The following is an 18,243-nucleotide window of genomic DNA, read 5'->3' on the forward strand; positions in this document are numbered from 1 at the left end:
CCGGCCAGCACGTCGCGCACGGGTTCAGCCCAGGGGGTGTTGGTGGTGTTCTCGATCGGGGACTCCTCGTTGGTGTCCTCGATGAAGTCGCCCAGATGGGAATCCTCGTCGTCGCCGATCGGGGTTTCCATCGAGATCGGCTCCTTGGCGATCTTCATCACCTTGCGGATCTTGTCTTCCGGCATGTCCATTTCCTTGGCCAGCTCCTCCGGCGTGGCCTCGCGGCCGTACTGCTGGAGCATCTGGCGGGAAATGCGGTTCAACTTGTTGATCGTTTCGATCATGTGCACCGGAATACGGATGGTGCGCGCCTGGTCGGCGATCGAACGGGTGATGGCCTGGCGGATCCACCAGGTCGCATAGGTGGAGAACTTGTAGCCGCGACGGTACTCGAACTTGTCCACGGCCTTCATCAGGCCGATGTTGCCTTCCTGGATCAGGTCGAGGAACTGCAGGCCGCGGTTGGTGTACTTCTTGGCGATGGAAATGACCAGGCGCAGGTTGGCCTCGACCATTTCCTTCTTGGCCTTGCGCGCACGGGCTTCGCCGTAAGCCATCGCACGGCTGATTTCCTTCAGGTCATCCAGGCTCAGCAGGGTGCCCTTCTCGATATCGATCGTGGCCTGCTGTTCGGAGATGATCTGGTCCTTGACGTCACGCAGGGCCGAGGACCACTTCTGCTTGCGCTTCAGTGCGTCTTCCACCCACTCAAGGTTGGTCTGGTTGCCTTCCCACGAACGGATGAAGTCCTTGCGCGGCATGCGCGCAGTGACCGTGGCCAGGTTCAGCACGCGACGCTCATGCGACTTGATGCCAGCCATGGTGTCGCGCAGCTGCTTGGTCAGCACGTCGGTCAGCGGCAGCGGCAGCTTCAGCGTGACGAACACCGCCGACATCTCCTCGCGGAGCTTCAGCAGGTTCTTGCCATCGCCCTTGGCGGCCGCCTTCTTGAAGGCATTGAAGGCATCGGCCAGCGCCTGCATGCGCGCGGCGACTTCTTCCGGATCCGGGCCGGTCGGGCCGGCTTCTTCCTCGGCATCGTCGCCGTCTTCTTCCTCGTCGTCGTCCTCGTCGGCATCAGCGTCGTCGCTGGTGTCCTCGACAACGGCCGGGGCCGGCACTTCTTCGGACAGGTCGTTGAAGCCGACGATCACTTCGGCCAGGCGCTTCTTGCCTTCCTTGTGCGCTTCGTAATCGGACAGCAGCGATTCGACCGACACCGGGAACAGGCCGAGTGCAGCCTGGACCTGGCCCAGGCCTTCTTCGATGCGCTTGGCGATGGCGATTTCGCCTTCGCGGGTCAGCAGCTCGACCGTACCCATTTCGCGCATGTACATGCGCACCGGGTCGGTGGTGCGGCCACCTTCGGTGTCGAGTGCGGTCAGTGCGGCAGCGGCTTCTTCAGCGGCGGTGTCATCCACCTCGCGATTGCCGGTGTTGCCGTCATTGAGCAGCAGGGTTTCCGCATCAGGGGCCACTTCATGGACATCAATGCCCATGCCGTTGATCATGCCGATGATGTCTTCGATCTGCTCCGGATCGACCATGTCGTCGGGCAGGTGATCGTTGACTTCGGCATAGGTCAGGTAGCCCTGTTCCAGGCCCTTGCTGATCAGTTGCTTGATTTCGGATTGGGCAGGACGTTCGTTGGCCATGGATGCTCGCGCCACCGGCTGGAGTAGGAAAAGGGAACGTAGCATTATACCAGCCCCTCGCCCGGCCTGCCCGGGCGGTGGTCCCGGGGGGGTCAGGGCCTGAGCAGGAAGGTCACGGGACCGTCGTTGACCAGGCTGACGACCATATGGGCGCCAAAGCGTCCCGTTTCCACCCCGAAGGCATGCTTTTCACGACATATCTCCGCAAAACGGTTGAACCCGCGTTCAGCCTCGGCCGGCGGCGCCGCCGTGGTGAAGCTGGGACGCATGCCGGAGGCGGTGTCTGCGACCAGCGTGAACTGGCTGACCAACAGCAACCCGCCGCCGGTGTCGCGAAGAGACCGGTTCATTTTTCCCGCCTCGTCTGCAAACACACGGTAGCCGAGCAACCGATCGGCCATCCGCTGCAGCTGGGCCTCCGAATCGCCAGGCTCCATGCCCACCAGGGCCAACAGGCCGGGGCCGATCTGCCCCACGGGGTGATCATCGACGTGGACGGCGGCCTGGCTGACGCGCTGGATCAGGACGAGCATGGGAACCTCCAAGCAGGGGCAGCCCGCCACCTTATCAGCGGCCACGCTAAACTTGGCCGGATGAATCCGGAACGCAAAGCCCGGCTGGCCTACCGGGCCGCCACCCTGTTCACCCGTCTGCCGTGGCCGGTCCTGCGCGGCTTCGCCAACTCCTTGGCCTGGGCATGGATCCGCGGCAACGCGCGGGAAAGCCGGGTGACCCGACGCAACCTGGAACTGGCCTACCCGGAACTGGACGGCGCACAGCGCGCGCGGATGCACCGCGACGTGTTGCGCTCCACTGCCCTGCAGGCGGTGGAGACACTCTGGCTGTGGACCCGCCCAGCGGCGAGCAACCTGCGCGATAACCTGAAGGAACGCCACGGCGAGGCGCTGTACGACGCCGCGCTGGCTTCCGGCAAGGGCGTGATCGTGGCCGCTCCGCACTTCGGCAACTGGGAGCTGTTGAACCAGTGGCTGGCCTCGCGCGGGCAGATCGCCATCGTCTACAAGGCGCCGGAAGATCCGGCCGGCGATGCCTTCCTGCAGATCGTGCGCGGCGGCCACAATGTGCAGCAGGTGCGTGCCGAGGGGCCGGCCGTGCGCCAGTTGTTCAAGGTGCTCAAGGACGGCGGCGCTACCGGCATCCTGCCCGACCAGCAGCCCAAGGCCGGCGACGGGGTGTTCGTGCCGTTCTTCGGCATGCCCGCCCTGACCATGACCCTGGTCAACCGGCTGGCCGAGCGCACGGGCGCTACCGTGCTGTATGGCTGGTGCGAACGCACCGGCCCGGACATGCAGTTCGCCCTGCACCTGGAAGCCGCCGATGCGGCAGTTGCCGACCCGGACCTGCACGTGGCCGCCGCCGCACTGAACGCCGGCATCGAGCGCATCGCACGGCGTGACCCGGCCCAGTACCAGTGGACCTACAAGCGCTATACCCTGCGCCCAGACGACCAGGAGCCCAACCCGTACGCCACCGCCAGGCATCCACACTGACGGTTGATTCCGTCGTCGTGGCCCCCATTTATCGCTTGCTTACTCCCTGCCCCGGTCCTGCCATGCCTGCTGCTGCCCCCTCCCTGTTTGGTGACCCGGCGGCGATCCGTTGCGAACGCGCGGTCGCCGAACTGCGATCCGGACGCCCGGTGGTGATCACCGGCGATGCGCAGCAGCGGATGGCGGTGATCGCGCTGGACAGCGCCACCCGGCGCAGCTTCGATGCCTTCGCCGGGCTGGCCGCCGGCCGCCATTACCTGTTCCTGACCGAGACCCGTGCCCGTGTGCTGGGCATGGAAGCGCCGCAAGGCGTGCGCCTGCCACTGCAGGGGATCGACTTCGATGCCCTGCCCTCGCTGGGCTACCTGCGCGAGCCCGGCCCGATGCCGGCAGAGGCAAGCGCTGGCGATGCGCTGGATGCCGGTGCGGTGGAGCTGGCACGGCTGGGGCTGCTGCTGCCGGCAATGGTCGGCCTGCCGCTGGATCCGGCGGATTCGCGCTTTGAAGCGGCCGCCCAGGTCGCCCTGTGCGACCTCGCCGAAGGCGCCGCCCATGCGGCCCATGATTACGAACTGGTGGCACGCTCACCGGTGCCGCTGCGCGACATCGGCATGACCACCTTCGCGGTGTTCCGCGGCGGCGTGGCGCAGCGCGACCAGGTCGCGATCATCGTCGGCCAGCCCGACCTTGCCGCCGTGGTGCCGGTGCGCGTGCATTCGTCCTGCCTGACCGGCGATCTGTTCGGCTCGTTGAAGTGCGATTGCGGCGACCAGCTGCGGCGCGGCCTGCACAAGCTGAAGGAACTCGGCGGCGGTGTGCTGCTGTACCTGGACCAGGAAGGCCGTGGCACCGGCATCGCCGCCAAGATGCGCGCCTACGGTTACCAGCACGACGGACTGGACACCATCGACGCCGATGCGCAGCTGGGCTTCGGCGCCGACGAGCGCCGCTACGGCAGCGCGGTGGCGATGCTGCGGGGCTTGGGCATCGCGCGGATCGCACTGCTCAGCAACAACCCGACCAAGGCGCAGCGCCTGCGCAATGCGGGCATGGACGTGGTCGAGTGCATTCCGGTGACCGGTGACATCACCACCGAGAACGAGCACTACCTGCGCACCAAGGCCGAGCGCGCCGGCCACCTGCTGGACGTGGACGCACTGATCCAGGCCGCCCAGTAGCATGGCGCAGGCCCGGCCCTGCTAACGTTGTCGCCATTGCCTGCACCCGGAGCCTGCGTGACCTCACCTTCAACCTCCACTGACATGCCCGACGGCTGGCAGCTGCTGCCGCTGCGCGCGGCACGCCTGGCCGCGCTCGGCGGCCTGCCGGCCGGCGCGGTATTCCCCGGCCTGCCCGCTGCTGCGGCCTGGTGGCTGCTGGACCTGCCGGGCGGTATCGCAGCGGCCGTCGCGTGGCTGCTGGCCGGGGCGCTGCTGGGGGCACGGATCGGCTGGCGCAGGATGCGCCGCACATGGTGGAGGCTGGATGACACCGGGCTGGGCCTGCGCCGGGACCTGTGGTGGCAGCGCGATACCCGCGTGCCGACCTCGCGCGTGCAGCACCTGGACGTCCGTCGCGGCCCGCTGCAGCGCCGCGCGCGGCTGGCCACGCTGGTGGTCCACACCGCCGGCAGCCGCTTCAGTGCGGTGGTGCTGGACGGCCTGGACGAGGCCGATGCCGAGCACCTGCGCGACACACTCGCGCGCCAGCTGGACCAGGACGCCGACGCCCTGTGAGCACCGCGCCTCCGCCCCTGCCGAGCGCCGACCAGGAGCGCCGGTTGCATCCGTGGTCCTGGCTGTTCGTGCTGATCCTGCAGCTGCGCCAGTACCTGCTGCCGCTGGTCGCGCTGCTGGTGTTCGGCCAGCGCGGCGACCGCGACCCGCTATGGGCCCAGTTGGGCCCGCTGATCGTCATCGTGGTGCTGGTGCTGGCTTCGGTGCTGCAGTACCTGAGCTACCGTTACCGCATCGGCGAGGAAGGCATCAGCATCCGCAGCGGCGTGTTTTCCCGCAACCGGCGAGAGATCCCGTTCGCGCGCATCCACAACGTGGTGGTGCACCAGAACCTGCTGCACCGGCTGTTCGGGGTGGCCGAACTGCGCCTGGAATCGGCCGGTGGCAACCGCCCTGAAGCCGAGATGCGCGTGCTGCGGCTGGATGAGGCGTTGGCGCTGGAGCAGCGCGTACGCCACCGCGGCCCGGCGCCGCAGCTGGACGCTGGCCGTGCCGACGACGGCACGCCGCCGCCGCTGCCGGAGGCCGACGAGCGCCACCTCCTGCTGCGCATGACCCACGGCGAAGTCGTGAAACTGGGCCTGCTGTCCAACCGCGGCTGGGTGATGGTGGCCGCAGCGCTGGCGGCATTGGTGCAGGTGGTGCCCCGGCGCAGCATGGATGCCTTCGTCGAGCAGGGAGGTCGCCAGGCCTTCGGCTATGCCAGCGGCCTGCAGCCCGGGATCAGTGGCCTGCTGCTGGTCGCAGCGGGGCTGCTGATCGCCGGCTGGCTGATCCTGCGCGCACTGTCGGTGCTGCTGGCCCTGTTGCGCTATTACGGCTTCGAGCTGAGCGAACAGCAGCGGCGGCTGACCGTCAGCAGCGGATTGCTGAGCAAGGTGCGCAGCAGCGTGGCACTGCGCCGCATCCAGGCCTGGACACTCAGTGAAACGCTGCTGCAGCGGTGGGCCGGCCGGCGCCAGCTGCGCATCGACAGCGCCGCCAGCCAGGGCACCGAAGACCACCAGCAGCGCGGACTGCGCGAGCTGGCTCCATTGGCCACCCCACAGGCCTGCGATGCGCTGGTGAGCCACCTGCTGCCACAGGTGCAATGGCCGCCTGCGCAGTGGCAGCCGGTGCCGCTGCGCGGAAGCTGGCGCCTGTGCCTTACCAGCCTGTGGCTGACCCCGGTGCTGGCGGCAGGATTGACCTGGCGCTGGGGCTACCTGGGCCTGCTGGTGCTGGCCTGGATACCGGTGGCGCTGTGGACGGCACGCCTGCAGATGGCGCGCATCGGCTGGCACCTGGACGGCCAGCATGTGGCGCTGCGGGGTGGCTGGTGGCGCCGCTGGTGGCGCTGGGCAGAACTGGACAAACTGCAGGCGCTGCGCCTTTCACGCTCGCCGCTGGACCGTCTGCTGGGCACCAGCAGCGTCTGGCTGGATACCGCCGGTGCACGCGGAGACGTCGCGCTGTGCCTGCGTTATCTGCCGCAGGCGCAGGCCGCGGAGGTGCTGGAAACACTCGGTGCGGCGCTCGCCCGGCGCAAGCTGCGCTGGTGATCCAGCGCTGCACGCGGGGTCAGCGGGTGCGCGCCGGGCCCCAGTAGCCGATGCGCCGGCGCAGTTTGATCTTGCGCCAGAAGTTCAGCGGCTTGGGCTTGCGGTTGCGCCCCCCTTTGGCGACGAAGTCATCGATCGCCTGCAGGATCCGCTCGCTGGAACGCCCGTCGCGATAGGGATGCAACGTATCGGCGAACTCGCGGATGGCTGCCATCAGCTCCGGCGGCCGGGCGAGTGCACGCCGGATCGCGCCTTCGAATTCGGCCGGGTCATCGATGTCGATGAGCTGTGGGCCGGGGCGACGGTTCTTGAAGGTAACCACCGGCTTGTAGGTCAGCAGGAACTCGTTCAATGCCGAAGACGTGTCCGAACACATCAGGTCGACCTGCGGGAACAGCTCCAGGATGTTGTCGTTGTCTGCAAACCGCAGGTACTCGTTTTCCAGCGCGCGGTAGCGCGCCACGATCTCCGGATCCATCTTCGGATGGAAGGTGACGATCCAGCGCCATTCGCCGGTGCGCGACAGCCGCGCGATCTCGTCATGCAACACGCCGGCCGCGCTCCAGGACGGTGAGAACGTCGAGTGGTACAGCACCACCGGCGGTTCACGCACGGGTTCGGGCTGTGCCGGCAGCTGGCTCATGAACGGGTCGATCTTCGGGAATCCGGTCTCCACCACCGCGAAATGGCCCTGCGCCTCGGCCAACGCCGAGAACGCGGCCGTGTCACGCGGGCCGGTGGTGCAGTACAGATCGAAGAAACCGCGCACGTAGATGTGCCGCGGCTTGCCCGCATCGAAGCCATGGAAGGTTTCCACCTTCACGCCGGGAAAGAAGTGCGGCACCGCATTGGACGAGGTGATCACCGCATAGGGGTCCCAGGCGCGCACCTGTTCCACCGTCAGCAGGGTTTCATCCGCGGCGAGGTCTTCCGCGCCGGGGCCGTCGAAGAACCAGGCCGTCTCGTCGCCGCGCGCCCGGATCGCCGCCTGCACGGGCCGCAGGATGGCCAGCGCGTAACGTTCCGATCCGTACAACAGGTAGTGGCGTGGCACGTCGGTCTGCTCCTCTTCGATGGCCGGCGGCTAGTATCGCATCGCCAATCAGCGGTGTCGCTGCTAGGCTCTGCCACGAACACGCCCAAGGCCCGGTTGCATGACCTCTACCCGACCCGAACCGCGCGCGCCCTTGTCGGCCTGCATCATCACCTTCAACGAGGCCGACCGGCTGGCCGACTGCCTGGCCTCGCTGTCCTTCTGCGAGGACATCGTAGTGGTGGATTCTTTTTCCACCGACGCCACCGTGGAGGTCGCCCGTGCCGCCGGTGCCCGCGTGCTGCAGCGCCCCTTCGATGGCTTCCGCAGCCAGAAGGACTTCTGCGTGCAGCAGGCCGCGCATGACTGGGTGCTGTGCCTGGACGCCGACGAGCGCGTGTCCGCACCGCTGCGCCAGAGCATCGAAGCGGCGCGCGCGGACGGCTTTGGCAGTGTCGCCGGCTATCGCTTCGCGCGCTGCTCGGAATACTACGGACGCTTCCTCAAGCATGGCACCGCCTACCCCGACCGGGTGCTGCGGCTGTTCGACCGTCGTCGTGGCGGCTGGCGCGGCGACCGCGAAATCCACGAAGCAGTGTCACTGGACGGACCGGCCGGCCTGCTGCCAGGCGACCTGCTGCACCACCCGTTCCGCAACTTCATGCAGCTGCTGGACAAGAAGCAGAAGTACGCGCGGATGATGGCCGAACACGAGTTCGCGCGTGGCCGCAGGGCCACCCTGGCCAAGCTGGTGCTGGCCCCGGCATGGCGGTTCTTCCGCGGCTACGTGCTGCGCGGGGGCATGCTGGATGGATGGCCGGGGCTGATTGAATCCTTCGTCAGCGCCAACTACGTGCGGCAGAAGACGATCATGCTGTGGCTGCTGCAGAACGGGCAGCCGGTCGGTGGAAAGTAACCCCGCTCAGGCCGCGTCGGGCGCCGCAGCGGTGGACAGCCGACGCTGGTGGCGCAGGGCTTCCAGGCGCGACAGCCCGGCCAGTGCGCCGACGATGGAAGCGTAGAAGCTGGCGGTGATCTGGTGGGCGAACATCGACTGGGTCAGCCCGCACAGAATGTAGCTGACCACGATCATCACCCCGGCGGCCGCCGGCCCGCGGAAGGTGGAACGGCCACTGCGCCGGTGCAGCCACAGGAACAGCCACAACGGCACGCCGTACACGGCCAGCAGCAGCAGGGCGCCCGGCGCGCCCTGGGTGGCGCCCCATTCGGCGAGGTCGTTGTGCGCATGCCCCAGGTGGCAACGCGGTTCCATCGGGTTGTCGCGGCACTCCGGCAAGCGCTGCATGGCGGTGTCGAAATGACCCACGCCCACTCCGGTCAACGGATGGTCGACGAAGGTGTCCCAGGCAACCTGGAGGCGCTCCACGCGCGCACCTGCCGATGAATCGGTATCGCCGTGTTCGAGCCGCCGCACGTCGTTGTGCAGCTCGGTCAGCCGCACCTGCTGGCGCAGCTCCGGTACGGCGACAAGCGCCACGCCGGCCACGCCAAGCATCGCCGCCAGGATCAGCAGCCGCAGGCGCAGGGTGCGCCAGCGCAGGCTCAGCGCCATCACCAGGAACACTGCCAGCAGCGCCAGCAACGCACCGCGGCTGCCGGTCAGCACCAGCGCCGCGCACCCCAGGGCCAGCGCCGGCAGGCCCCAGGCCCAACCGCGTACACCGTGGGGCCGGCAGAACAATGCGAGCACCAGCAGCATCACCACGATGTCCGCCAGCACGATGGCATTGGTGAAAAGCTCCGCACGCGGCGCGCCTCCCAGCACCTGTCGCAATGACAGCACGAAGACCAGCACCAGTCCCACCAGGGCGCCACGCCACAGCCAGCGCAGCCGAAGATCCAGCGCACACACCCACAGCGCGATCCACGGCATGACGAAGAATCGCGAGCGGTTGTCCACGTCGCGGAAGCCATGCTCGAACAGCAGCATCGACACCACCCCGCCCACGAGGACCGCAAGCATCAGCAGCGCCAGCACCTTCACCGTCGGCCCCGCGTCGCGGCGGGCATCCCACAGCAGCCCGGGCACCAGCAGGGTGCTGGCCAGCAGCAGCAGCCCGAACGGCAGCAGGTTGACCGGCGTGGAAACCACCAGCGCCGGCATCAGCAGCAGCCCAAGCTGACCCATGCCGCGGGCAATGCGCGCACGCATGCCTTGCGGCGCCCCGGATCGGTGCAGGTCGTTGGCGTAGCCGTAGGGAGGCAGACTCACTGGAGGGTCATCAGGTCAGGTCGGCAAGGGACAGCGATTCTGGCCAGCCGACACAGAACGCGCGCTGTCCGCTGGAACGCTGCAGGCAGCTGGCTGCACGTGGTCATTCTTCGAACTGCCGCGCCTGCAGCGCGCGCTCGCGCTCGCGCGCATCGGCAGGCAGCTCGCAGGCCCCGTGGACAGCGGCGGCCGGCACCAGCCACCAACGACGGCGGTTGGAGATTCCGGCCAACTCGGCGCGGCTGCGGTCCACGCAGGGCAACAGGGCGTCCTGCTGCACCAGCAGCCAGCGCGTGGCCGGCGCCTGTGCCTGCCAGGCAACGCCATCGCGGAGCTGTGCATCCCAGTCCTTCTGGAAGCCGAAGGTCGCCGCCGGGCGGTCGGCCATCAGCAGGTTCTGCTCTTTCCACGCCACCAGCCCCAGTTCGGCCTCGGGCCCGATGCGCTGGCCAACGGCGTGCATCAGCCCACTGGCCGAACTGGCGCTGTTCAACAACGGATAGCCGACCAGGCTGTACAGCAACCAGACCCCGGTCAGCGTGGATACCACGCCCAGATGCGCACGGCGATGCCCCCAGGCCAGCAGGCTGACCACGCCCCAGCAGCCCATCGCCACGGCGGCCCAGGCCAGTGAGGCGATCGCTGCCTGGTCGATGCCGCGCGAGCCCATCAACCTCGCCTCCAGGCCCCCTTGGCCGGTCAACAGCGCGCCGCCCGCGCCGAGCGTGAACAGTGCCAGCCCTGCAGTGAAGGCCGCCAGCAGCCACTGGAACGCGCGCTTGCGCAGCAGGCCGGGCAGCAGCGGCGCCAGCGCCAGGCAGAACATCGGCAGCGAAGGCAGGATATAGACATCGCGCTTGCCATCGGGGATGGAGAAGAACAGCACGATCAACGCCCACCAGCCCAGCAGGACCAGATAGCGCGGGTCACGCCGACGCAGCCTTCGCCACCACGCCGGGATCGCCCAGGGAACGGCCAGGAACGCCGGGATCCACATCGACGGCATGGTCGCCAGGAAGTACCACCACGGCTGGTGGTGGTCCCAGGACTGCGCATAGCGGCCAGCGGTCTGGCGGAACAGGATGTCGTCCATGTAGGCGCGGTACTCGACCGACCCCGTGGACAGCGCGACGACCACCATCGGCACCAGCCACAGCGCGATCGCCAGCAGGAACAGCAGCGGCGCCACCCAGAACCGCCAGTGGCGGACACTCAGCCCCACCCCACGCCACCCCCATACCGATGCCAGCGCGGCCGGGATGATCATCAGCAGCGCGACCACGCCCACGCCCTTGGTGATCACCCCCAGCCCGGCGGCGAACCAGCCGAACCACCACCAGCCCCACGCCGGCCCCAGCAGCAGATGCCGGATCAAGCCATAGTTGGCCAGGGTGATGAAGAACACGATCAGCGGATCGATCTGCGCCTTTTTCGACTGGAAGGTGAAATGCAGTGCGAACAGCAGCAGCCAGGCCGCGTACAGCCCCACCCGCCGCGTCCACAGCCGGCGTCCCAGGTCATGCACGCACCATAGTGTGCCCAGCGCAGCCAGCATCGAGGGCAGCAGGAAGGCGATGCGCCAGTTGCCGATGACCGAATACAGCGTGGCCTGCAGCCACATCAGCATCGGCGGCTTGTCCGAATACAGCTCCAGCCCGCGATGTGGGAACAGCCAGTCGCCGCTGGTCACCATCTGCTTGGCGACCAGCGCGAAACGCGGCTCGTCCGACGGCCAGGGATCGCGCAGGCCCAGGCCTGCGCCCAGCACCAGCAGGGCCATCAGCACCAGCAGCGAGGTCTCACGGGAAGCGCGTGTGGTCAGCATGGGCACCGCAGGCTCGGAAAAGGTATCAGGCGCTTTTTAGCAGACGCGCATAGAAAAAGCCGTCGCCGCCATCATCACCGGGCAGTCGCTGGCGTGCCACTCCCGCACAATCAATGCCGAATCCGTCATCCAGCGTGTCGGCAGAGGCATCCGGATGCCACTTCAGGAACGCCTGCACCTGGTCTATGTTCTCCGCGCGCAGTATCGAGCAGGTGGCGTACAGCAGCACGCCACCCGGACGCAGCATCGACCAGCACGCTTCAAGCAACCGTGCCTGCACGCCCACCAGCGCGTCGACGTCCTCGGCGCGACGATGGAACATCACGTCGGGCTGGCGACGGATGATGCCGGTCGCCGAACACGGAGCATCGAGCAGGATCGCGTCGAACGGCACCCCGTCCCACCACGCACCGGGATCACTCGCATCAGCTGCCTTGACCTGCGCATCGGCACCCACGCCAGTGCGGGAGAAGGTGTCCTTGACCCGCGCCAGCCGCCGCGCATCGATGTCCAGCGCCAGCAGGCGCAGCGACGGATCACGTTCCAGCAGGTGCGCGGACTTGCCGCCCGGGGCGGCGCAGGCATCGAGCACGCGCGCACCCGGCGGCGGCGCCAGCGCATCGGCGGCGCACTGCGCGGACAGGTCCTGCACCGACAGCGCGCCCTCGTTGAAGCCGGGCAGCTGGTTGACCGCCGCCGAGGACGCCAGCCGGATCGCATCGGCGCTCACCGGACCGGCCTCGGCGCTGATGCCGGCGGCCTCCAGCGCGGCCAGCGACGCTGCACGATCACCCTGCTGGCGGTTGACGCGCAGCCACAACGGCGCCGGCTGCAGGCTGGCAGCGAAGATCGCCTCGGCCTGGACCGGCCAGTCGCGCTCGATGCTTTCGGCCAGCCAGGCCGGGAACGCATCACGCGGCGGCTGTACCGGGAATCCTTCGCGCTGCGCCCGGCGCAGGATCGCGTTGACCAGGCCCGCCTGGCGCTCACGCCCCAGCGCGCGGGCGGCGTCGACCGTGGCCGACAGCGCGGCATGGGCCGGCAGTTCCAGCACGTCCAGCTGCGCAAAGCCGACCATCAGCAACGTGCGCAGGTCGGCATCGCGCGCCGACAACGGCTTCTGCATCCAGCTGGCCAGCGCCGCGTCGTACGTACTACGCCGGCGCAGCACCGCAAAGCACAGCGCTTCCAGCAGCGCACGGTCGCGGGTGTCGGCCAGCTTGGGCAGCGCCCAGGCCAGCTCGGCCTTCAGCGAACGCCCACGGGTGAACACCTGCGCCAGCACGCGCGCGGCCAGCATGCGGGTGGCGGCTCCCGGCGCGGCGTGGGAAATCTTGAGGTCATCCTGCTTGCTCACCGGCTCAGGCTCCCACGCGCAGGTCGCGGCGCGCGTTGAGGTAGTCGGCGGCAGTGATCGCCTTGCCCCCCTCGCGCTGCAGCACGCGCAGGCGCAACGCGCCCTGCCCGCAGGCGATGTCGATGCCTTCGCGGGCGGCGCCGATCACCGTGCCCGGCGCATGGCCGCCGTTGTCCTCCAGCGCCACCGCGCCATGGATGCGCACCCGTTCGCCGGCCAGTTGTGCTTCGGCGATCGGCCACGGATTGAACGCCAGCACGGTGCGCGCCAGCGACGCGGCATCCATGCTCCAGTCCAGCCTTGCTTCGGCCTTGTCCAACTTGTGCGCATAGGTCACCCCTTCGACCGGCTGCGGCTGCACGACCGGCTTCAGGCCGGCGCGCAGCAGGCCCAGGCCATCGGCCAGCACCTGCGCACCCAGTTCGGCCAGCTTGTCGTGCAGCTGTCCGCCGGTGTCCGTCGGCAGGATCGGCAGCGCCTGCTGCAGCAGCACCGGGCCGGTATCCAGGCCGGCTTCCATCTGCATCAGGCATACGCCGGTCTGCGCATCCCCGGCCTGGATGGCACGCTGGATCGGAGCGGCACCGCGCCAGCGCGGCAACAGCGAGGCGTGCACGTTCCAGCAGCCGTGGGTGGGGATGGCCAGCACCGCGCGCGGCAGGATCAGGCCGTAGGCCACCACCACCATCAGGTCCGGCTGCAGCGCGCGCAGCTGCTGCTGGGCAGCCTCATCCTTCAGGTTCTCCGGCTGCAGGACCGGGATGCCTCGGGCCACCGCTTCCAGCTTCACCGGCGACGGCGCAAGGCCGCGTCCGCGCCCGGCCGGACGGTCCGGCTGGGTATAGACGGCCACCACTTCGTGATGGCGCGCCGCCGCGCGCAGCGACGACACCGCGAACTCCGGCGTACCGGCAAAGACAATCCTCATGGTCACCCCATTGCGCAGGCCAGCGACCTGCAGGTCAGAAAACGGCACCGCGCTCCGGTGCCGCAGGGTCCGCGCAGGCGCGGACGGTCGGCACGGCAGCGGCCGTGCCCGGTGATGGATCAGGCGACGTGCTTGCGCGCCTTGGCCAGCTTCTTGCGCACCATCTCGCGCTTCAGCGGCGACAGGTAATCGATGAACAGCTTGCCGTCCAGGTGGTCCATTTCATGCTGCACGCAGACCGCCAGCAGGCCGTCGGTGGCCAGCTCCTGCGGCTGGCCCTGGCGGTCCAGGTAGCGCACGGTGATCTGGTCGGCGCGGGTGACGTCGGCAAAGATGCCCGGCACCGAAAGGCAACCTTCCTGGTACACCTGGCCACCGTCCTGCTGGACGATCTCCGGGTTGATGAAGACCATCGGCTGGTTCTTTTCTTCGCTTACGTCGATGACCATGAAGCGCTTGTGCACGTCCACCTGGCTGGCCGCCAGGCCGATGCCGGGTGCGTCGTACATGGTCTCGAACATGTCCGTCAGCAGGGTCTGGAAGGCCGGCGTGGTGACCTCGGCGGCGTCGACCGACGCGGCCTTGGTGCGCAGGCGCGGATCGGGAAACTCGAGAATTGGGAGCAGTGCCATGGCAGTAATCATCTGGGTGGGGGCCGGTCAACGCCGGCCTGCGTTGTAATTCTATCGCCAACGCTTGCCCTGCGCCCCGGTTTCTGGACTATAGTGCGCCAACCTGTTGGGGAACCGGGCTGACCACTCCTATGTTGCTACGAATCCGCACGGTCGTCGCCGCGGCGATGTTGACCGTTGCCGCCTATGCTACCGCCGTCGAAATGAACGGGCACCCGACCACCTATGTCGTCCAGAAGGGCGACACACTGTGGGATATCTCTGCGCGATTCCTGAAAAAGCCTTGGCTTTGGCCGGAAATCTGGCAGGCAAATCCCCAGGTGGCGAACCCGCACCTGATCTACCCGGGCGATGTGCTGAGCCTGGCCTACCTGGACCGCGTCGTGGCGCGCCAGGAGCCCGGACCGCGCCAGGAAGCGCCGATCACCGGCATTCCGCTGTCCGAAGTCGAGCCTTTCCTGAAAGAACTGAGCGTGGTCGATCGCATCGATCACCTGCCCTATGTGGCCGGGCTGGAAGACAACCGCCTGCGCGCCACCTCGGGCCAGCTGGCTTACGTGCACGGGCTGGACGGCGCCGCCGTGGGCCAGCGCTACGCCGTGGTCCGGCCGACGGTGCGCTATGCACTGCCCAAGCCCACCGAGGACCTGGACGCCAGCGGCCGCACCACGCCGGGCAGCGGCAACCTGTGGAAGGACTTCACCGTCCCGAACAAGCGTCCGCACCAGCAGCTGGGCTATGAACTGGCCAAGGTCAACGTCGGCACCATCACGCGCGTGCCCTCGGGCAACGTGGATGTCGCCACGCTGGCGCTGCAGGGCACCGGCGATGGCCGCGAGGTGCGCGCCGGTGACCGCCTGGTCCCGGTGGAAGCCACGCCGTACGACCTGCAGTTCTTCCCGCATGTCCCGGCGCCGGGCACCGACGGGCTGGATGTCCGGGTACTGGCGGTAGCGGACATGCTGCTGTCCGGCGGCGCACGTGATGTCATTGCCCTTTCCGCAGGCAGCGCGCAGGGCGTGGACAACGGCACGGTGTTCTCGCTGTGGCGGCAGGGCAGCCACGTCAAGCACGTGATGAAGGCCCCGAATTCGTCGCAGATGGACGATTCGCGCGTCGATGGCAACAACCGCCTGACCATGCCGGATGAATATGCCGCCCATGCCATGGTGTTCCGTACGTTCGACAACGTCAGCTATGCGCTGGTGATGGAAGGCATCAAGCCGGTGCTGGTGGGCTACAACGCCCGCCACCCCGACGCGACGGAGTAAGTGGACTGACGGCCGGCGGCCGTCTCCCACTGACAGCACACCGCAACGGCGCCCTAGGGCGCCGTTGCCGTATGCGCGGCAGGCTGGGCCATGGATGAGGAAACCCGAGCCCTGTTGACCCTGGTCCTTGCCGGCGGCGGACTGCCGGCGCGGCGCGCGCTGGCCTGCGCTCGCCCCAGCGTGGCCGCCGCGCTGGACGCCGGGCCGGTCGCCTGGCGGCAGGCCGGCTGCTCGCCCGGCCAGCTGCGCCGCCTCGCCGCGCCGGATCCGGCTGCACTGCAGGCCGCCCTGCGCTGGCTGAAGCAAGACGGCCACCACCTGCTGCCGCTTGGCGATCCACGTTTCCCGGCCCTGCTGCGCACGATCCCGGAGCCTCCCCTGGCGCTGTTCGTGCACGGAGACCCCGCCCCGCTGTGGCATCCGTCCATCGCCGTGGTGGGCAGCCGTTCGCCCACACCGAGCGGGCGCGCACTGGCTGCCGAGTTCAGCACCGCATTCTGCAATGCCGGCCTGGCCGTCATCAGCGGACTGGCCGCCGGCGTCGACGCGTCGGCCCATCGTGCCGCGCTGGCCGCAGGCGGCATCACCCTTGCGGTGATCGGCAGCGGGCCGGACGCGGTGTTTCCATCGCACCACGTCGCATTGCAGCGCGAGATCGCCGACCACGGCGTGGTCGTCAGCGAATATCCTCCCGGCACGCCGGCCCGGGCAGCGCATTTTCCCGCCCGCAACCGGCTGGTGGCTGGGCTGGCGCTGGCAACGGTGGTGATCGAAGCCGCCAACCGCTCCGGCGCACTGATCACCGCTCGATTGGCCGCCGAAGCCGGACGCGAGGTCTGCGCCCTGCCCGGCTCGGTCCGCAATCCACGGGCCGCCGGTTGCCACCGCCTGATCCGCGACGGTGCCGCATTGGTTGAAACCCCCGGCGAGGTGATGGCCCTGATTGCCGCGCAGCTCGCCACCGCCCTGCCCGACTTGCAAAGCCGCCGCCAGGCCCCCACTGAACAGGGACGGCGAGCCCATCTTCCCGCACACCTGGCGTCCGAACCGGACTACCAGACCTTGTGGAAAGCGCTCGACCACGACCCAATCCCTATGGATTCATTGATCATGCACTGTGGATTGACGGCCGCCCGGCTGTCCTCCATGCTGCTGGCCATGGAACTGGCGGGTATCGTGGTGTGCGAACACGGCCGCTACTGTCGAAACCCTGGTTTCCCAACCTCCACAGCGTCCAGATGACGCAGGCCGAGGGGCAATGAAAGAGAGCATTCTCGATGTGCTGCTGTACCTGTTTGAACACTATTTCAGCGAAGACGCTGATCTCATCCGCGACCGCGACTCCCTCCAGAACGGCCTGATCCAGGCGGGCTTCAGCCCGGCCGAGACCGCCAAAGCGTTCGATTGGCTGGACGCACTGGCCGCCCAGCGCCCTACCGTGTCGCAGGCCCGGGTCGACGGCCCGGTACGCGTCTACCACGGTCCGGAGCTGGACAAGCTGGACGTGGAATGCCGCGGTTTCATCCTGTACCTGGAGCAGCACGGCATCCTGGATGCCGACCAGCGCGAGCTGGTGCTGGACCGTGCCATGGCGCTGGACCAGGACGAACTGGATCTGGACGACCTCAAGTGGGTGGTCCTGATGGTGCTGTTCAACCAGCCCGGCTCGGAAGCCGCCTATGCCTGGATGGAAACGCAGATGTTCATGGACGAGCCAGAACCCCTTCACTGACCGTACACTGCATGCCTTGCGCATACAGGGGGCGTTCACGTGAGCGAGTGGTTCCATGCCGAGGGCAGCCGCCAGGTTGGCCCGGTTTCGGCTGAAGACATGGGGGAGCTGTTCCGGGGCAACCGGATCGGACTGGATACACTGGTATGGCGCGAGGGCCTGCCGGCATGGCAGCCGCTGCGCACCGTGGTGGACGAGCTGGGGCTGACCGCGGTCCCAGCTGCCACTGCTGCGGCCAACGTCCCCCCGTTGCCACCGTTGCCACCGGGCAGTCCTCCTGCCCCTCCTTCGCCCGCTGCGCCCTATGCCGGTGCGCGCGTGCTGCCGATGCAGGCCCAGAAGAAGCCACTGTCCGGCTGTGCGATGACCGCCGTCATCGGCGGTGCGGCGTTGCTGGTGCTGGTGCCGGTGTGCGCCATCCTGGCGGCCATCGCACTGCCGGCCTACAAGGACTACACGATCCGCGCCAAGGTGGCGCAGTCGGTGGCGGCGCTGCAGCCACTGCAGGTGCAGGTGACGGAATTCGTCAATCGTGAAGGCCGTTGCCCGACCAGCGCCGACCCCGATTTCCCGGCCCACGACCATTACACTGGGCAGGGCCTGTCGAGCGTGCAGTTCGGTCAGTTCGAGAACGATCACTGCGGCATCGAAGCGACGTTGGCGGTAGGCGAGTCAAAGGTCGACGGCGACCTGCTCTGGCAGGAGTACGATCCCCAGGCGTCGCGCTGGGAATGCAGTAGTGACGGCGCCGATAAATACCTGCCCGTGAACTGCCGCGACTGAGCCGGC

Annotated in this window: 17 protein-coding genes; 9 read left to right on the forward strand and 8 right to left on the reverse strand. The window is 68.2% G+C overall.

Translation table 11 applies throughout. From position 1 onward, the window contains the following. Both rpoD and dtd read right to left on the reverse strand, forming a co-directional pair. A partial coding sequence (rpoD, locus tag ACI2JH_RS13595; protein ID WP_404736476.1) for an RNA polymerase sigma factor RpoD occupies window positions 1-1,655 on the reverse strand: 1,655 nt, incomplete at its 3' end. Window positions 1,656-1,747: 92 nt separating this feature from the next. Further along, window positions 1,748-2,188 carry a D-aminoacyl-tRNA deacylase gene (gene dtd, locus ACI2JH_RS13600; protein WP_101101318.1) on the reverse strand — a complete coding sequence of 147 codons (441 nt, stop codon included), beginning with the start codon at window positions 2,186-2,188 and terminating at the stop codon, window positions 1,748-1,750. 60 nt (window positions 2,189-2,248) lie between these two features. Between dtd and ACI2JH_RS13605 the strand changes: the two genes are divergently transcribed. The 4 genes from ACI2JH_RS13605 to ACI2JH_RS13620 all read left to right on the forward strand — a co-directional run bounded on the left by ACI2JH_RS13605 (window position 2,249) and on the right by ACI2JH_RS13620 (window position 6,443). Next, window positions 2,249-3,166, forward strand: a complete 918-nt coding sequence (locus ACI2JH_RS13605) for a lauroyl acyltransferase (RefSeq protein ID WP_404736477.1) — start codon at window positions 2,249-2,251, stop codon at window positions 3,164-3,166. Between the two features lie 35 nt (window positions 3,167-3,201). Next, a complete protein-coding gene (gene ribA, locus ACI2JH_RS13610; protein WP_372487479.1) occupies window positions 3,202-4,344 on the forward strand; it encodes a GTP cyclohydrolase II RibA in 1,143 nt (380 codons plus the stop codon). An 84-nt stretch (window positions 4,345-4,428) separates the two neighbouring features. After that, a complete protein-coding gene (locus ACI2JH_RS13615; protein ID WP_101101324.1) occupies window positions 4,429-4,902 on the forward strand; it encodes a PH domain-containing protein in 474 nt (157 codons plus the stop codon). Beyond that, window positions 4,899-6,443, forward strand: coding sequence for a PH domain-containing protein (locus ACI2JH_RS13620; RefSeq protein WP_349998810.1), 1,545 nt, complete (start codon window positions 4,899-4,901; stop codon window positions 6,441-6,443). The genes ACI2JH_RS13615 and ACI2JH_RS13620 overlap by 4 nt, the downstream gene beginning before the upstream one ends. A gap of 19 nt (window positions 6,444-6,462) precedes the next feature. Here ACI2JH_RS13620 and ACI2JH_RS13625 read toward each other — a convergent pair whose 3' ends face one another. After that, on the reverse strand, window positions 6,463-7,497 hold the full coding sequence (locus ACI2JH_RS13625) for a CDP-glycerol glycerophosphotransferase family protein (protein WP_101101328.1): 1,035 nt from the start codon (window positions 7,495-7,497) through the stop codon (window positions 6,463-6,465). A gap of 100 nt (window positions 7,498-7,597) precedes the next feature. Between ACI2JH_RS13625 and ACI2JH_RS13630 the strand changes: the two genes are divergently transcribed. Then, window positions 7,598-8,392: a glycosyltransferase family 2 protein gene (locus ACI2JH_RS13630; RefSeq protein ID WP_101101330.1), complete on the forward strand. Its 795-nt coding sequence runs from the start codon at window positions 7,598-7,600 to the stop codon at window positions 8,390-8,392. 6 nt (window positions 8,393-8,398) lie between these two features. Here the strand turns inward: ACI2JH_RS13630 and ACI2JH_RS13635 are convergent, their stop codons facing one another. From ACI2JH_RS13635 to def, 5 genes are all read right to left on the reverse strand, one after another. Further along, window positions 8,399-9,649, reverse strand: coding sequence for an O-antigen ligase family protein (locus tag ACI2JH_RS13635; RefSeq protein ID WP_404736530.1), 1,251 nt, complete (start codon window positions 9,647-9,649; stop codon window positions 8,399-8,401). A 163-nt stretch (window positions 9,650-9,812) separates the two neighbouring features. Further along, window positions 9,813-11,534 (reverse strand): ArnT family glycosyltransferase, encoded by a 1,722-nt coding sequence (locus ACI2JH_RS13640; protein WP_404736478.1) that lies wholly within the window; start codon window positions 11,532-11,534, stop codon window positions 9,813-9,815. A gap of 25 nt (window positions 11,535-11,559) precedes the next feature. Next, window positions 11,560-12,891, reverse strand: coding sequence for a 16S rRNA (cytosine(967)-C(5))-methyltransferase RsmB (gene rsmB / locus ACI2JH_RS13645; protein WP_101101334.1), 1,332 nt, complete (start codon window positions 12,889-12,891; stop codon window positions 11,560-11,562). Window positions 12,892-12,895: 4 nt separating this feature from the next. Continuing rightward, window positions 12,896-13,819: a methionyl-tRNA formyltransferase gene (gene fmt / locus ACI2JH_RS13650; RefSeq protein WP_101101487.1), complete on the reverse strand. Its 924-nt coding sequence runs from the start codon at window positions 13,817-13,819 to the stop codon at window positions 12,896-12,898. A gap of 119 nt (window positions 13,820-13,938) precedes the next feature. Next, on the reverse strand, window positions 13,939-14,451 hold the full coding sequence (gene def, locus ACI2JH_RS13655; RefSeq protein WP_101101336.1) for a peptide deformylase: 513 nt from the start codon (window positions 14,449-14,451) through the stop codon (window positions 13,939-13,941). Between the two features lie 131 nt (window positions 14,452-14,582). On the opposite strand from def, the gene ACI2JH_RS13660 reads away from it, so the two are divergent. The 4 genes from ACI2JH_RS13660 to ACI2JH_RS13675 all read left to right on the forward strand — a co-directional run bounded on the left by ACI2JH_RS13660 (window position 14,583) and on the right by ACI2JH_RS13675 (window position 18,237). Beyond that, window positions 14,583-15,722, forward strand: coding sequence for a LysM peptidoglycan-binding domain-containing protein (locus tag ACI2JH_RS13660; RefSeq protein ID WP_042614478.1), 1,140 nt, complete (start codon window positions 14,583-14,585; stop codon window positions 15,720-15,722). A gap of 90 nt (window positions 15,723-15,812) precedes the next feature. Then, a complete protein-coding gene (gene dprA / locus ACI2JH_RS13665; RefSeq protein ID WP_404736479.1) occupies window positions 15,813-16,964 on the forward strand; it encodes a DNA-processing protein DprA in 1,152 nt (383 codons plus the stop codon). Window positions 16,965-16,980: 16 nt separating this feature from the next. Then, window positions 16,981-17,454, forward strand: a complete 474-nt coding sequence (locus ACI2JH_RS13670) for a DUF494 family protein (protein WP_057507476.1) — start codon at window positions 16,981-16,983, stop codon at window positions 17,452-17,454. 39 nt (window positions 17,455-17,493) lie between these two features. Continuing rightward, complete coding sequence (locus ACI2JH_RS13675; protein ID WP_404736480.1) at window positions 17,494-18,237, forward strand: pilin; 744 nt, start codon at window positions 17,494-17,496, stop codon at window positions 18,235-18,237. Window positions 18,238-18,243: the final 6 nt, after the last annotated feature.

It is taken from the genome of Stenotrophomonas sp. NPDC078853 (genome assembly GCF_044901215.1).
GTDB classification, from domain to species: domain Bacteria; phylum Pseudomonadota; class Gammaproteobacteria; order Xanthomonadales; family Xanthomonadaceae; genus Stenotrophomonas; species Stenotrophomonas lacuserhaii.

Excerpts from the sequence above, each read along its gene's own strand:
- dtd (WP_101101318.1), bottom strand. The coding sequence starts at position 2,188 with ATGCTCGTCCTGATCCAGCGCGTCAGCCAGGCCGCCGTCCACGTCGAT.
- ACI2JH_RS13605 (WP_404736477.1), top strand. The coding sequence starts at position 2,249 with ATGAATCCGGAACGCAAAGCCCGGCTGGCCTACCGGGCCGCCACCCTG.
- ACI2JH_RS13615 (WP_101101324.1), top strand. The coding sequence starts at position 4,429 with ATGCCCGACGGCTGGCAGCTGCTGCCGCTGCGCGCGGCACGCCTGGCC.
- ACI2JH_RS13630 (WP_101101330.1), top strand. The coding sequence starts at position 7,598 with ATGACCTCTACCCGACCCGAACCGCGCGCGCCCTTGTCGGCCTGCATC.
- ACI2JH_RS13635 (WP_404736530.1), bottom strand. The coding sequence starts at position 9,649 with ATGCGTGCGCGCATTGCCCGCGGCATGGGTCAGCTTGGGCTGCTGCTG.
- ACI2JH_RS13640 (WP_404736478.1), bottom strand. The coding sequence starts at position 11,534 with ATGCTGACCACACGCGCTTCCCGTGAGACCTCGCTGCTGGTGCTGATG.
- fmt (WP_101101487.1), bottom strand. The coding sequence starts at position 13,819 with ATGAGGATTGTCTTTGCCGGTACGCCGGAGTTCGCGGTGTCGTCGCTG.
- def (WP_101101336.1), bottom strand. The coding sequence starts at position 14,451 with ATGGCACTGCTCCCAATTCTCGAGTTTCCCGATCCGCGCCTGCGCACC.
- ACI2JH_RS13660 (WP_042614478.1), top strand. The coding sequence starts at position 14,583 with ATGTTGCTACGAATCCGCACGGTCGTCGCCGCGGCGATGTTGACCGTT.
- dprA (WP_404736479.1), top strand. The coding sequence starts at position 15,813 with ATGGATGAGGAAACCCGAGCCCTGTTGACCCTGGTCCTTGCCGGCGGC.
- ACI2JH_RS13670 (WP_057507476.1), top strand. The coding sequence starts at position 16,981 with ATGAAAGAGAGCATTCTCGATGTGCTGCTGTACCTGTTTGAACACTAT.